The 13758-nt window shown below is 53.4% G+C and carries 10 protein-coding genes and 1 tRNA gene; all 11 read right to left on the bottom strand.

The window, feature by feature from the left end:
- Window positions 1-164: 164 nt before the first annotated feature.
- Window positions 165-241, bottom strand: a tRNA-Met gene (locus tag AAC019_RS00500).
- A gap of 167 nt (window positions 242-408) precedes the next feature.
- Window positions 409-588 (bottom strand): DUF3094 family protein, encoded by a 180-nt coding sequence (locus AAC019_RS00495; RefSeq protein WP_041521670.1) that lies wholly within the window; start codon window positions 586-588, stop codon window positions 409-411.
- 225 nt (window positions 589-813) lie between these two features.
- The gene (locus tag AAC019_RS00490; protein WP_339896579.1) at window positions 814-1536 is read right to left on the bottom strand and encodes a putative metalloprotease CJM1_0395 family protein; all 723 of its coding nucleotides are present in this window, start codon (window positions 1534-1536) and stop codon (window positions 814-816) included.
- An 11-nt stretch (window positions 1537-1547) separates the two neighbouring features.
- Entirely contained in the window at window positions 1548-1784 is a 237-nt protein-coding gene (locus AAC019_RS00485) for a hypothetical protein (RefSeq protein ID WP_339896578.1), read from the bottom strand.
- Window positions 1785-1971: 187 nt separating this feature from the next.
- Window positions 1972-2649: a dethiobiotin synthase gene (bioD, locus tag AAC019_RS00480; protein WP_339896577.1), complete on the bottom strand. Its 678-nt coding sequence runs from the start codon at window positions 2647-2649 to the stop codon at window positions 1972-1974.
- A complete protein-coding gene (gene bioC, locus AAC019_RS00475; protein ID WP_339896576.1) occupies window positions 2646-4226 on the bottom strand; it encodes a malonyl-ACP O-methyltransferase BioC in 1581 nt (526 codons plus the stop codon). The genes bioD and bioC overlap by 4 nt, the downstream gene beginning before the upstream one ends.
- 1 nt (window position 4227) lies before the next feature.
- The gene (gene bioF / locus AAC019_RS00470; RefSeq protein ID WP_339896575.1) at window positions 4228-5391 is read right to left on the bottom strand and encodes an 8-amino-7-oxononanoate synthase; all 1164 of its coding nucleotides are present in this window, start codon (window positions 5389-5391) and stop codon (window positions 4228-4230) included.
- A 17-nt stretch (window positions 5392-5408) separates the two neighbouring features.
- Entirely contained in the window at window positions 5409-6470 is a 1062-nt protein-coding gene (bioB, locus tag AAC019_RS00465; protein ID WP_339615606.1) for a biotin synthase BioB, read from the bottom strand.
- A 350-nt stretch (window positions 6471-6820) separates the two neighbouring features.
- Entirely contained in the window at window positions 6821-8128 is a 1308-nt protein-coding gene (locus AAC019_RS00460) for an endo alpha-1,4 polygalactosaminidase (RefSeq protein WP_339896574.1), read from the bottom strand.
- A gap of 201 nt (window positions 8129-8329) precedes the next feature.
- On the bottom strand, window positions 8330-10270 hold the full coding sequence (locus AAC019_RS00455; protein WP_339896573.1) for an NPCBM/NEW2 domain-containing protein: 1941 nt from the start codon (window positions 10268-10270) through the stop codon (window positions 8330-8332).
- Between the two features lie 274 nt (window positions 10271-10544).
- The gene (locus AAC019_RS00450; RefSeq protein WP_339896859.1) at window positions 10545-13388 is read right to left on the bottom strand and encodes a TonB-dependent receptor; all 2844 of its coding nucleotides are present in this window, start codon (window positions 13386-13388) and stop codon (window positions 10545-10547) included.
- Window positions 13389-13758 lie beyond the last annotated feature (370 nt).

Raw genomic sequence — 13758 nt, 5'->3', positions numbered from 1 at the left:
GAACTGACAAACCTAACCAACAATCTGTATTTCCAGCAGCCCCGGCAAGCTGCCTGCGCACGTCATAACGGTGCGCCGACTGAATACTTAACAAGTACTCACTCGAGTTTAACGGCTTTTTAACAGGATAAACATCCTACCTAAAACAACGCCAAACTGTAATTTGGTAGCGGGGGCTGGATTCGAACCAACGACCTTCGGGTTATGAGCCCGACGAGCTACCAGGCTGCTCCACCCCGCATCATCAACTCGTTTCTGGGCATTCCCTGAACCGAGGTGGCGCATTATAGGGAGCACTTAGGCATCGGTCAAGCCCGATTACAAAATACTTTTAAATAACCGATAGTTAGCTTACTTACAGAGCAATTTGACTAAGGCGCGAACGATACACCGCCCATAGAGCCCCACCTAGACCACCCCGTGATACCAAGCGATGGCGTAACTGAGCACGCTCATCACCGTTAATAATAAAATTAATCCAAAAAAAAGCGTTTTAATCCGAAACGGCCCGCGCTCGGTGCGGTAGGTGCCACGGTTAATAACCCGGTCGACCCGCGCCTGATCTTCGGGCGACAACTTACTCGGCATAGCGATACTCTCCTGTTGTTATATAGCGCTTGAGCAGAGAATAACAAGCCGGCTGCACCGAGCCAACTACACAGTGCTCCGGGTGACGTTAAAGAAGGGGGATTTTATACAAAGGCGCATCGAGTGACGGGTACCACTGGCGAGCAATAAAGAACGCTGATTGAGCACGGCCCGACCGTCAGCGCGGGCCGTGACTCCAGAGGTTGGGTACAAACACCCGCTTCGTTACTCCTGCGAAGGCGGCAGTCCAGAGGCCTGAGCACCTGACGTTACTGGCTCTTCACCTTCGCGGGGATAAGCCGATTTAACGGATGGCGACTCGGCCCGAGCGTGCTCTTGTTGCTGCACCTGGGTCGCGCGGACCAACAGCGCCAGCTCGGCCTGGGCATCGGCCGCCATACGGGAGGCCTCAGCCGCTACCTGCCGATCTTGCGCCGAGGGCTCGGCCGGTGCGTTCGCGGCGGCTTTTACCTGCAAAGCTTTATCTAAGGTGGCCTGCGGATCGCCGGCGACTTTGCTGGTATCAATACGCACCTCGCCCGCCACCGCGTAGCTAACGCCATCGGGGCCGCGGGCGGTCTGATAACTGGGGGCACCGGCATACTGCCCTCCCACGGCGGCGTGGGCGCGCTCGTGGGCACGTACCTCGCGATCGCGTGCGGCCAGCTCAGTGATCTCCTGCTGGCGCTCGCGCAACTGCTGCGCCTCGGCGGCTTTTTGCTGAGCGTTTAATTGTGCATCGGCGCGGGTGCGCCCTTGCTCTTCGGTTTGATTGGGCTGATCTTCGGGGGAGCGACGGTTCTCACTGCGGCCGGGTTTGGCACCCTCCTCCAGCGGTTTAAAGCTAGATGCCTTTAACTCGACCTCCTCTTGGCTAACGGGGGCCCGGCCCAAGGGGGCGAACGGGGTTACCGCGCTGGCAAAATTGGAGGGCAGAGGGTTTAGCATGGCGAGCTGGCCTAGGCTTTTACATCCAGCAGCGAGCCAATGACTTGATCGGCCACCTCCAACACGCGGGCGGAGCTATCAAACACCTGCTGCTGTTGCTGCATATTAACCAGCGGCGTGACCACATCGGCCGGCTGGCTGGCGCCGGCCGCCCCCGCCTGAGCAATCTGCTGTGCCGATTGCGTTATCTCGGCACGGGAGTTTTGCATGCCGATTAAACTTTGATTAACCACTGATCCGATATCCACGATACCCCCTATCACCTTCTACTTACGGGCGAGAAGCTAGGCCAGCTTCTATATAGGCTTATTTTAGCGCCATCGGCGTACAATAAACAGCCAAAATCAGCCACAAACCCGAGACTGGTAAGATTGGTTAGGGCTAAAAATCTCAAGGTTATAGCTAAACTACGGGTTGGCTAAAACAGGCCCGTCGTTAACTCAGTGGCGCCAAGCTCAAATGCGCGGCTACCGACTCGGGGTTGGGGCTTGCCAAAAAAGGCACCACCCCCAGGCAAGGGGCACTCAAGTGCTCGGTTAGCGTGGCGATATTGGCCTCCAGCCGGCTGGTATGCGGATCAATGATATTCGCCACCCAGCCGGCCAAGGGCAGGCCGTCACGGGCGATCGCCTCGGCAGTCAGCAGCGCGTGATTAATACAACCCAAGCGCACCCCCACCACCAAAATAACCGGCAATTGCAGGGCGCGGGCTAAATCGGCCAGTGTCTCGGCACCGCTTAACGGCACGCACCAGCCGCCAGCCCCCTCGACCAATGCAAACTCAGCGCCCGCCGCCAGCACCTGCTCACACTGTGGCGCCAGCTGCACCACACTCAGCACCACGCCCTGCTCGGCCGCGGCAATGTGCGGAGCGATAGGCGCGGCAAACGCCACCGGATTAACGGCCGGATACTCCAGCGGCGGAGAACACTGGGCCTGCAACTGCAGGGCGTCATCGTTAAGTAAGCGTTCACCATCGTGCTCACACCCGGCGGCCACGGGCTTTACTGCCGCCGTGGTAAAACCCGCCTGCCGCGCTTTATACAGCAGCGCACTGGCTATTTGGGTTTTGCCCACATCCGTGTCGGTGCCTGTGACAAAAAAATGCTTCATTCAGTTGCCTCCGGCTTGTGAGCGGTTAAATACACCACCTCATAACTGGCGGGTAAACCCCGCGGCTCGCGGTATTGCTCGTACGCAGCTTCAAGCAGCTGCAACTGCCTGCGGCCAGTAAGCCCCTGGGGCCGGCCACGATTCACATTATGCGCCCCTAAGCCTTTTAGCTCGCGGGTTAGCTCGCGCACATTAGCGCTAAACAAGGTTTCGGTGTGCACGCGATGGCATACCTCACTCAAGCCTGCCGCTTGCGCCGCCTGTGCAAGCGGCTGAGCCGGCACAAAATTATTAACGTGCACGTATTCATCGACTGCCCGCCAGGCATGTTGCAGCTCGGCCAGTGTGCCAGGGCCCAAGGTTGCTATGTACAACCGCCCACCGGGCGCCAGCGCCCGGTGCAGCTCGGCAAAAAGCGCCGGTAGGTTTTCGCACCACTGAATGGCCAGACTCGAGAACACCAAATCGACACTCTCGGTGGCCAGCGGTAACGCCTCGGCGTCGGCGCACAACCAGGCGTCCGGCTCTGGGTGGTGTTGGCGGCTGTAACGCAACATGCCCTCGGCTAAATCCAGCGCCCAGTGATAATCGGCGCCCGAGGCCCGACGCAACCCGGCGCCAAATAAACCGGTGCCAGAGCCCAAGTCGAGCACTCGCGATGCGGGCTGACTAATGGTGCTTAATAGTTGCTCGCCCACCGCGCGCTGCAACCGGGCGGCCGACTCATAGGTAGCGGCGGCGCGGCTAAACGAGCGGGCGACTTGCTGCTTATCGAGCCGGTTAACCGGCGCATTGCTGGGGGTTAAAAAGTCGCGAATCGCCTGCGCCACGGCTTGCGGCTGATCGAATTGCAGGCCGTGGCCGGCGTTTGCAATCACACTTACCTGGTGAGCCGGGTTAAGTGCCGCCAGTTGAGGCGCAACTGCCAAGGGCACTAAGGCATCGTGCTCGGCCAACAAATGCAATACGGGAATCTGTAACTGCCGCAGCGCGGCGCGGTTGTCACTTGTGGCCAGATAATCGAGCGCGGCACGCCAATTGTTGTGGCCAGCCTCGATAACATCGGCGCCGGCCAAACACTGGCGCAACTGCTTCAAACGCTCGCGCTCGGCGGGGCTACCGCTCGCCACAAGCCCGGCAAAGCGTCGCGCGGTGGCGACAGGCTGGGCGCTAAAGCCCGAGTTAAATGGCGTATTTACCGCCGGAGCCATAGCCTCTGGCCAGTCGGATTGGGCCACAAAACAGGCGTTGCTGGCGAGGGTGACTAAACGGCTAACCCGCGCGGGATAACACTGCGCAAACTGCGTAGCCAACATGCCACCCAGCGACCAGCCCACTAATTGGCTGCGATTCGGCAGCGATGCCGCAAGCTGCTGCAACACCTGCTCGCAGCGCCACTCGGGCAGCGGGGCAGATTCGCCAAAGCCCGGCAAGTCCACCAGCCACACCTCGGCTACGGCGGTTAAGGCCTCGGCTAATGGCGCCATAACGTGCAAATCAAAACCCCAACCGTGCAATAACACGATAGGCTCCCGGTGACTCTCCGCCGACGGTAAACGTTGAATATGAAGGGACATGTTACGGCTGTACGTCCTTTAACGCGGCGAGTAACCCATCCACCTGAGCCACACTGTGGCCGGCGGTTAGGGTCACCCGCAACCGGGCGCTGCCCTCGGGCACGGTGGGCGGGCGTATAGCGCTCACCCAAAAGCCGCGCTGGCGCAACGCCTCGGATAAAGCCACGGCGTCGGCATCGGCGCCAATCACAATGGGCTGAATGGCGGTGGGTGAATCCATTAGCTGGTAACCCAGCTCGCTGGCGCCTTTTCTGAAGTGCACGATCAGCTCATCTAAATGCTCGCGGCGCCAGGCGTCTGTTTGCGCCAAGCGCAGCCCTACCCGTGTGGCGGCGGCTACCGCGGGGGGCATGGCGGTGGTGTAGATATAACTGCGGGATAACTGAATTAACGCCTCGATCAAGCGCTCGGAGCCGGCAATAAAGGCCCCAAAGCTGCCTATGGCTTTGCCCAGGGTGCCCATCATGACCGGCACATCGGCTTGGCTTAAGCCAAAATGCTCGCAACTGCCGGCACCGGTGGCGCCCAAACAGCCAAAGCCGTGAGCGTCATCCACCATCAACCAACCGTTATGGTCGTTTACCTTGGCGGCCAACTCGGGCAAAGGCGCCAAGTCGCCATCCATGCTAAACACACCATCCACCGCCACCAATTGGCGATTACCCGCAAAGCCTGCCATTTTGCTGTGTAGGCTTTGCGGGTCGTTATGCAAAAAGCGGCCAAAGCGCGCGCCCGATAGCGCGCCGGCATCCAGCATGGAGGCATGGTTAAGGCGGTCTTGCCAAATCGCATCGCCCTTGCCCACCAGTGCGGTAATAGCGCCAAGGTTGGCCATATACCCGGTAGAGAACAACAGCGCCCGCTCCCGCCCGGTGTATTCGGCCAGCTCGCGCTCAAGCTCATGATGCTCGCGCGAGTGGCCACACACCAAGTGCGAGGCACCACTGCCCACACCCAGCTCGCGGGCAGCGGCGTTCATGGCGTCAACCATATCCGGGTGAGCGGCCAGGCCTAAATAATCGTTGCTGCAAAAGCCAACCAGCTCGCGGCCATCGACCGTCAACACCGGCCCCTGGGCCGAGCCAAGCTCGCGCCTCTGGCGATAGCGGTGCTGTAAGCGGCGCTCATCGAGCACCGCCTGCAGGTGTTGATCAAAGGGGTTCATGGGCGGGGGTAGCGGCCTTACTGGGCGGCGTCGTAAAAGAACTTGTCGTTGTGCGCCGCTTCAAGCGAGGCGGCGATCGAGGCTTCGGCCTCAGAGTCGTCTTCATGCACTTCGCGCGACTCGGGCTTAATACCCAAACGCTTAAACAGCTGCATATCTTTGTTGGATTCCGGGTTGGCGGTGGTCAGCAGTTTCTCGCCGTAAAAAATCGAGTTCGCGCCGGCAAAAAAGGCCATGGCCTGCATCTCATCGCTCATTTCTTCACGGCCTGCCGAGAGGCGCACGTGAGAGTGCGGCATTAAAATACGCGCCACCGCGATGGTGCGAACAAACTCCAGCGGGTCCAGGTCGGCCTCGGTTTCCAGCGGCGTACCGGCTACTTTAACCAGCATATTAATAGGCACCGACTCGGGGTGTTCGGGCATATTGGCCAGCTGCTGCAACAAACCGGCGCGGTCGTCCGCCTCTTCACCCATGCCCACAATGCCGCCGCAGCAAACCTTCATGCCCGCGGCACGCACGTTATCCAACGTTTCTAAACGGTCTTGATAAGTGCGCGTGGTAATAATCTCGCCATAGTACTCGGGCGAGGTATCCAGGTTGTGGTTGTAGTAATCCAGCCCAGCTGCGGCCAAATCGCCTGCTTGCTTCTCATCCAGCATGCCCAGCGTCATACAGGTTTCTAAGCCGAGGGATTTAACCTCTTGTACCATTTTGGTCACGTAGGGCATGTCTTTGCCCTTGGGCGAGCGCCACGCGGCCCCCATACAAAAGCGCGTCGCACCCGAGGCCTTGGCCGCACGGGCCTCTTCCACCACTTTCTCTACCGCCATCAAGCGCTCGCGCTCGAGGCCGGTATCGTAACGGGCACTTTGCGGGCAGTAGGCGCAATCTTCCGGGCAGGCGCCGGTTTTGATCGAGCACAAAGTGCTTACCTGCACCTCGTTAGGGTTAAAGTGCGCGCGGTGCACCGTCTGCGCCTGAAACAACAAATCGTTAAACGGCTGAGCAAACAGCGCCATAATCTCGGCGCGAGTCCAGTCGTGACGTACAGGAGCAGGGGTAATAGAGGCGTTCATAAAGGCGTCCGGGTAACTTTTTGAGTCGTTTTAGTCGTGGGTGCTGCTGCCAGCTCGGCGGCCGGCAGCGGCTAATCTTGGTTAGTGGCTATAGTAATCTGTGGTGGAGATCTGTCAACCCAGGGATAGAGCTCAGGTTAACAAGTTTTGAAGGGCGCAACGCTACTTAAAGGGCTGGCCCCAGCAAAACTGGAGCCAGCCCCAAAGCTACGCATTAAGAAAAGCGAGGCAAGCTTGAAAAAGCAACTCAACCCCAACGGACAAACGCTGTGGCAACGCCTATCCCGAGCCGGCCAAATTCGAGCAACTTAAAGCCTGGCGGGCCCAAAGAGCGCAGCTAGCAGTTAGACCTAATAGGTATCGCAGCTAACGCGCCAACTATCCAGTGCCAAGGTTTTCTTGAGCCAGTAAAGGTCCTGACTGTTAGCCTGAGGGCAAAAGCTCGCAGCACTGCCTTGGTACTCGACTCCAAATACCGCTTTTCCCGCATTCACAAACACCTGATAACCCGAGCACTCGTTGTACTGGAAGCACTGTTCATTCAACGCCCAGTCAAAGTCATCAACAAGATCTGCCAATTGGTCAACATCATTTTTCAGCCCAACCGACAACCCTCTGGCATGGGCCTCTTGAGCAATCCAACGATTGTAAGCAATTTGGTCGCTCCCGTTTAGAGACAGCTGAGTCTCAGAGCCATTGGTATAAGCGTCCATATTATCGGGCTCGACGCCATCGCACCCCTTACTAACGGCCAGATCAAGTCGGCCCGTCATAATAGGGGTTAGCAGGTCGATGCGGCGGATGTCGAGCCAGCGCTCATCCCACTCTGCCATGTTGCCAGCAAACGGCGGCTCACTTCCTTCGTAACTATCGCCATCTATAAAGGAGAAATGGGTTTGCCAGTCACTGCGCCATCCTTCATAAGTTCCCGCACTAAAGTAACAGATTACTACGCGGCCTTGATTTTTAAGTGACTGAATTTGAGCAGCACTCGTGTCGAATAGATCAACGTCATACATGTCCACATCCAAACTTGTATCCAGGCTGCCATTGATCTGCCATTGCCAGGTTAAATTATCGTATGGGGAAGGTTGCCACCAAGCACCCTCGGGCACCTCAGCCGAAGGCTCTAGCTCAACTGTGAGCAAATCAATATTACTTACATCGGCCGCATTGTTAGAGCGGTAGCGAACTTTAATCACGCCGTTACTATTAATGTATCGCGATGGATTGCTCCCCATGGTTATACTCTGCGAATGCCATACCCAACCCTGCGCGCCCGAATTATCACCGATCGTTACCCATTGGCTATCATCAAAGTCTCGCAATTGAATCAGCCACCGCTGGGATGCTTTCGCCTCGCCAAGCGTATTGATATGAACAGTTAAATCCTCCCAGTAAGTACCTGTGGATGGCGTAGGGGCGACAAAGGAGAATGTACCGCTGAAGCGTGTCGCATCTGGCGCGGCTTCAATATAAGTAGGCCAGTCATCCTGCTGCCCGGATTGCTCAGCGACGTTTAGCACCTGATACCCTTGGTTGCTGACTTGCCCGTGCTGTAAAACAATATCATCCACATATAGCGTCTCTGCTTGAACCGATACGCCGTAACCAAGACACGATAATAGCAATACAATAGAAAAAAACATGTGCTTCATTGTCGAGCTCCTTTCAATAATTGTGTCGAAGCCCACGTCATATTTCTCTCCGTGAACACCCGACGTAGCTTAGGGTTAACTAATTTCCGATTATCAATGTAAGGCTCAGAGTCACAGCAGTCTTCATAACCCAACGTTTGGGCACGACACCGGCTCTGTAGCTTACACAAGTGTTTAACAGGCTGTTAAGTACCGATATATTTACTCAAAACTAGCGTTTGCCCAAGCGACAACAACAGGAGACGACTCTTCATCTACCTGTCGTGCCGCAAGTTCAATAATATTGATATTCTGTACATCAGCATTCAGTGCCCAAGGCTTGTCCTTTATACCCAAAGCAGGTGAAGACGCGATTTTCTTACCATCGCCGTAAACCAAAAATTCTACTTTGGCCTTAGTTCCCAGTGTATTTTCATCCACTCCGACTAAAACACTGAAGCTATTGAACTCGCCAAGAGCTTTAACTTCCAGCCGGGAATTTGCCAGCACACCAATGCCATTACGATACCTTTTCCCATTCAGAGTAATAGTGTCGCCATAAGGAGAGACATTGACCCTCGGGCCACCGAAGCCAGGATAGTGCTGCCGGTAACCGCTGCCGTATCTGTCAGGATTGTGCTTCAGACTTAACCTGCGATGCGCATCTGGATCCAGTGTAAGCTCGTCCACGCCATCGACAGCAACATTGACTCGCCCTGGCATCTCCGACAGGTAAAGTCCTTCCTTAAGCTGCCGCTTGCCGGTGGCTTTGAAAATCAAAGACTCATGAGGTTTCAGCTGGAAGGTTTTCTCGCCTGTAAAACTATACTGATCTTTTTTTAACCACAAATTCCTCAGAAGTATCGGCGTTTCAATATTCATATTCAGGTCGGAAGCACGCAACGTTACGCTTGCCATCTCGGCGCTACGATTAAACAACACCACTGCTTTCTCCGACGGGTTTTGCAAACTTTTTACAATAACTTGGCTGCGCTCACCATCATATGTTAAAACCCCCTGATTGCCTGCGGGGTCTTGGTTTATCGCTATGACTTCTTCTGCCCCTAAAATATCCAGCAAAGGTCGAGGAGCACTTCTCAAGTCATAACCAATCATTAGAGGGGCAGAAATTATAGACCACAATGCAAAGTGGCTTTTTGCTTCGGTCAAGTGATTTTCATCGAAATCCCCGTGCCCGATGTATAACATATCAGGGTCATTCCAGTTACCTGGCCCCGCGAATAAAGCCCGAGTCACTGCACTATCAAAAACGTGCAGCATGCTCTCCCAACTAGAGCGGATATCCTCACTTGTACGCCAGAGGTTGCCATAGTTTTTCCCCCATGACCGTACATTAGCCGTACCCCAAGTACATATCGAGAGGATATAATCATTATCAGGGTTTACGTGTACCAACGTTTTGGACAAATCGTAATAAAGCTCTTCGACAGCAGCGATATCGTTGTTCGGCAAGTCGCCCCTAACAATAAGAGGCTCAAAGGGCTGGTAATCATACTCTGAGACAAACTTTTCGCTCGCGCTATAGTCGGCAATACCACAAGCATCGACCTTTACATAGTCAAAACCCCACTCTCTAAAAAAAAGCGCAATATCTTCCGGCATATGCCCCCAAAGGCCAATCTCGCGCTCTTGCGTTGAGCCTTCCGGTAGGTTTGGACTGTGCAGATCCCAAACCTGAGAGCATGCATTGCGACCAACATCCGTATATATTCCGGCTTTTAACCCCATACCGTGAATGCGATCAACAAACGTCCGAAAACTAGTATCATTACCGTCCCCCATATCAGCACTGGGGAAAATAGAAGTTCGTATGACGATTTTGTCGTCAGACTGTCGCCTTTTAAGCCACCAACCATCATCGATATTGATGTATTTATAGCCTTTCTGTGCCAGGCCAGAATCCACAATAGCTTTTGCTGCTCCCATCACCTTGTCTTCATCGACATCAGTTCTAAATGCATTCCAGGAGTTCCACCCCATCGGCGGGGTACTAGCATTCCCCCCGACAAATGCGGACCATTGCCCACTGGGACGAAGACGTGAGTCAAGCGATGCTTCTGTCTTTTCTGTGGTTGCTTTTACCTGCGAAGAAACACCTAAAAGCAATACCAATATACCTGTAAAAAAAGCATAATTTTTCATACTTTCTCCTAAATAACGCTTAGTAATTCTGGCTTGTTATACTGAGGCAGTCAGCACTTTGAAAAGAACGCCCGACGCATCGGGAAGTATCTTTTCAATCCATCTCTGTGTAACGGTTTTTCGCCTTACAACCAATACTGTAGATCGAGTAATGGAGCTAAAAAGTTGCGTAACTGCGCGCACAGAATTACTCACCCTTTGTTAAACTTCTATTAATTCCGTTAATATATGAAGCGGAGTAAACCTCAAACAGACCCTCCGCTATTCACTTGCTCTAAAACCGGTAACGCACGCCTACGTTAAGCTTTCGCCCCCACTCGGAATAAGAGCCTGGAATATCTTTTCGGCCCTGATATCCATGCCAGTTATCATTAAGAAGGTTATTAAGCTCAACGTAAGCCGACAAGGAGTCGCTAAAATAGTAATTCGCAGAGGCCGACATCCAAGTCATAGCATCCGCCGTCGATTTATAAGTGGTTTCTCCAGTGGCATTTAGCGGACTCCAATGACTTGTGATATAGCCTTCAGTATGGTCTGCGGAAACTTGCAAACTTAACTTTTCAAAGTCGTACAAGAATGTCAGGGAATAGGACGTGTCCGGAACGCCCGCAAGCACTCCCTCTTTGGCTCCATCGATATAAGACTCGGTGTCGATATAGGTGTAGTTTGCCGTCACACCAAAACCATTATCAAAGAAGTGCTGGAGGCCAAACTCATAGCCCAATACTTTAGCGCGATCTAAGTTTTTTGGCTCAAACACATTGAACGGCTGATCAATGTACTCACCGGTGTTAAAGTCTTCGCGCGGATATACCGGGAGCGACTCCGGATCATCCGGGTAGCGCTCACGCCAGTCCTGAATAAACCCACTAATGTTCTTCTTGAATATAGCGGCAGTTAATGCCGACCCCTCTTTAAAGTACCACTCCAGAGAAATGTCCGCCTGCTCCGCCTCAACCGGAGAAAGCTCTGGGTTACCGACATGGTTAATGGTCCACTCACCCCATGACGCAGACTCGTCGTTAACCTGAGTCGACAGTTGATTCAGCGAGGCGCGCGCCATAACCTCGGCATACGAAAGACGCAACAGAAGATCATCTGTTAGCTCATATGACATATTGAACGAGGGGAGCAATTTATCATAGTCATTGGTTTTCTCTATGGGCACGGGATCTTTATGAACGACCACGTAGTCCCACTCCGAAAGCGCATCGACACGCTCGATCTCCCACAGCCATCCCTGTGAACTGACATCCGTTTGCACGTAGCGAAGGCCAACATTACCGCTCCATCGAGCACCACTAAAGTTCGCTTGAAGGTAAGCAGACGTCGTTTCTTCAGTAACAGAAAATGATTCATTAGGGTTGAATAACGGCACATCTTGATACGAATATCCTTCAGGGTAAGGCATGCCGGTATCAGGGTTGATAATGTCCGGATTGTTATCTGCGGCGTGCAATGCTTCTTGGTATGCATCTATATCGAAACCAACGAACTGTCGAGGAAACTCTCCATCAATATCAGCCAGAAAATCATCTACCGGGAAGGGGCGAACGACACCGACACCGGTTTGCCCAAAAGTAAAAGGCGCGCCATCATATAGTCCGCGTGCTTGTTGGTTGTCAAACTTCTCACGTTCCTTGGTTCGCTTGTTGTAAATGATACCGAAGTCAAAGGAGCTCAACTCTGTCGCAACAAATGGAATAGCAAGGGCTCCAGCATCCATATCCCAACGGCCACTCAAGGATGCACCGTTTACCTCGTCATCAATATTCACACCGTTCGACTGAGAATAATGCGGCCCGAACTGATCATCTCGCACCAAATCCCCTACCGAACCAACACCAGTGCTCTCGTCAAAATCAAACTCAATATTGGGGATCCCATTTTCAGTCAAACTAAAAGTGGCTGTATTGGGCACAGCACCTACGCCGTGCGCCACGACAAATTTGTCCTTCCCCCCCGCCTCACGAGTAGCCTTTGACAGATAAATGTCGCCCACAAGGCTAAGGTTGTCAGTGACATCGAAAGAGCCGTTCAAGCCAAGTTGATAGGTGTCCACCACTCGATGATCGGTAATTGTAACCAACTCGGGAATTAGGTCGGTCATAGTCATGCCTGTGACTATTGTCCCGTCAGGGTTTTCTGGTGTTGCGGCCCCCTCAAAGGTGGCATCTGTCCACGTAGCGGAACGACCAATCAAGTAATAGGACTGCGTGTATCCATAAGAGGGCGAATCTAAGCGTGTATACAAACCATCAAGCACAATATCAACCCGATCATTCGGTTGAAACTGCAGCGCAGTGGATATGGAAGTTCGCTTACGATCTTCCAGGTGCGCAGTAGTCGCAAATGTGCTCGGAATTTTAAGCAAATTGGAAGAGTCCATCCAATCGACATAACCTTTATCACCATCATGGTCCCAGTCCCAGTTTTCACCATAATTAAGGTCAGTCATTTCATCTGTACGGGTGGGAGTATCGCTGTACAGCGCAGAAACCAAAACGCCCAAGGTATCATTCGCAAAAGTATTGCTGGCCACCGCGGTTAATTTGTAACCTGTGTCGTCGACTTTGTCGCCGTAGTTGGCTTCAACAGACATCGCGCCCTGTAAGCCGGGGTTATCAAACGGGCGAGCTGTGACCAAATTAATCGCCCCCCCGATGCTCCCCTCAAGGGTGGCTGCAGTGACCGACTTATGAACCCACGCCTCAGAGATAACTTCCGAAGGAAGCACATCAAAAGCAAACTCACGACCCTCAGCATCGGTTGCCATCAGCCGGTCATTCATAGTGACAATACTAAACTCAGGCCCCAGCCCACGGATACTAACGCCCTGAGCTTCGCCACCGCGCGTTCGATCCACCGTCACACCAGTGATATGAGCGAGCGAGTCCGCAACATTATCATCGGGAAACAACCCCAGCTCCTCCGAGGAAATACCGTCTATAACCGAGTCGGCATCGCGCTTTCCACTCAGAGACTTCTTCAGGCTTTCCTGCTTAGCCGTAACCAAAATCTCCTCAACATCAGAATTAACGCTTTCTTGCGCCATGACAGAGTAGCTAGCAGCCAGCATCACCGCTGTAATTGCCTGCATTCGCACCGTTATCTTCATCAAGCTTCACCCCTTTGTTATTAATAGTTTTTCTGGATAGCTACTTTATGTTTGAACCACCAGCATAAAACTCAAGTAATTATGACTACTCGAAAAAGAAGAAAGTAAAAGAAAGCTATGGAGAAAAACGGCCACAGAAAACTTTTAGACCCTTCTTAGCACCAACTATAAAAACTACTGGAATACAACTAATTTTAATTTTTATTATGGCAACGATCGCCAATTAATATGTAAATTCACGCTCGGTAAAAAGCTGGCCCCTGCCCTAATAAGGGTTGGGGCCAGAAAAAGCAGGCTCGCCTGCCTAGAGAGAGACCTCAACACTGTTGAGATGGTTTTGCATTACTAGAAACGTATTTGCGCGTTGGCG

The sequence above is a fragment of the uncultured Gilvimarinus sp. genome (assembly GCF_963975215.1).
Taxonomy (GTDB): domain Bacteria; phylum Pseudomonadota; class Gammaproteobacteria; order Pseudomonadales; family Cellvibrionaceae; genus Gilvimarinus.
Note: the sequence above shows the minus strand (reverse complement) of the source record. Positions and strands in the feature narration are given on the sequence as shown.

What these genes read in the sequence shown, in the direction of transcription:
- AAC019_RS00495 (WP_041521670.1), bottom strand. Translation starts at nt 588, where the DNA reads ATGCCGAGTAAGTTGTCGCCCGAAGATCAGGCGCGGGTCGACCGGGTT.
- AAC019_RS00490 (WP_339896579.1), bottom strand. Translation starts at nt 1,536, where the DNA reads ATGCTAAACCCTCTGCCCTCCAATTTTGCCAGCGCGGTAACCCCGTTC.
- bioD (WP_339896577.1), bottom strand. Translation starts at nt 2,649, where the DNA reads ATGAAGCATTTTTTTGTCACAGGCACCGACACGGATGTGGGCAAAACC.
- bioC (WP_339896576.1), bottom strand. Translation starts at nt 4,226, where the DNA reads ATGTCCCTTCATATTCAACGTTTACCGTCGGCGGAGAGTCACCGGGAG.
- bioF (WP_339896575.1), bottom strand. Translation starts at nt 5,391, where the DNA reads ATGAACCCCTTTGATCAACACCTGCAGGCGGTGCTCGATGAGCGCCGC.
- bioB (WP_339615606.1), bottom strand. Translation starts at nt 6,470, where the DNA reads ATGAACGCCTCTATTACCCCTGCTCCTGTACGTCACGACTGGACTCGC.
- AAC019_RS00460 (WP_339896574.1), bottom strand. Translation starts at nt 8,128, where the DNA reads ATGAAGCACATGTTTTTTTCTATTGTATTGCTATTATCGTGTCTTGGT.
- AAC019_RS00455 (WP_339896573.1), bottom strand. Translation starts at nt 10,270, where the DNA reads ATGAAAAATTATGCTTTTTTTACAGGTATATTGGTATTGCTTTTAGGT.
- AAC019_RS00450 (WP_339896859.1), bottom strand. Translation starts at nt 13,388, where the DNA reads ATGAAGATAACGGTGCGAATGCAGGCAATTACAGCGGTGATGCTGGCT.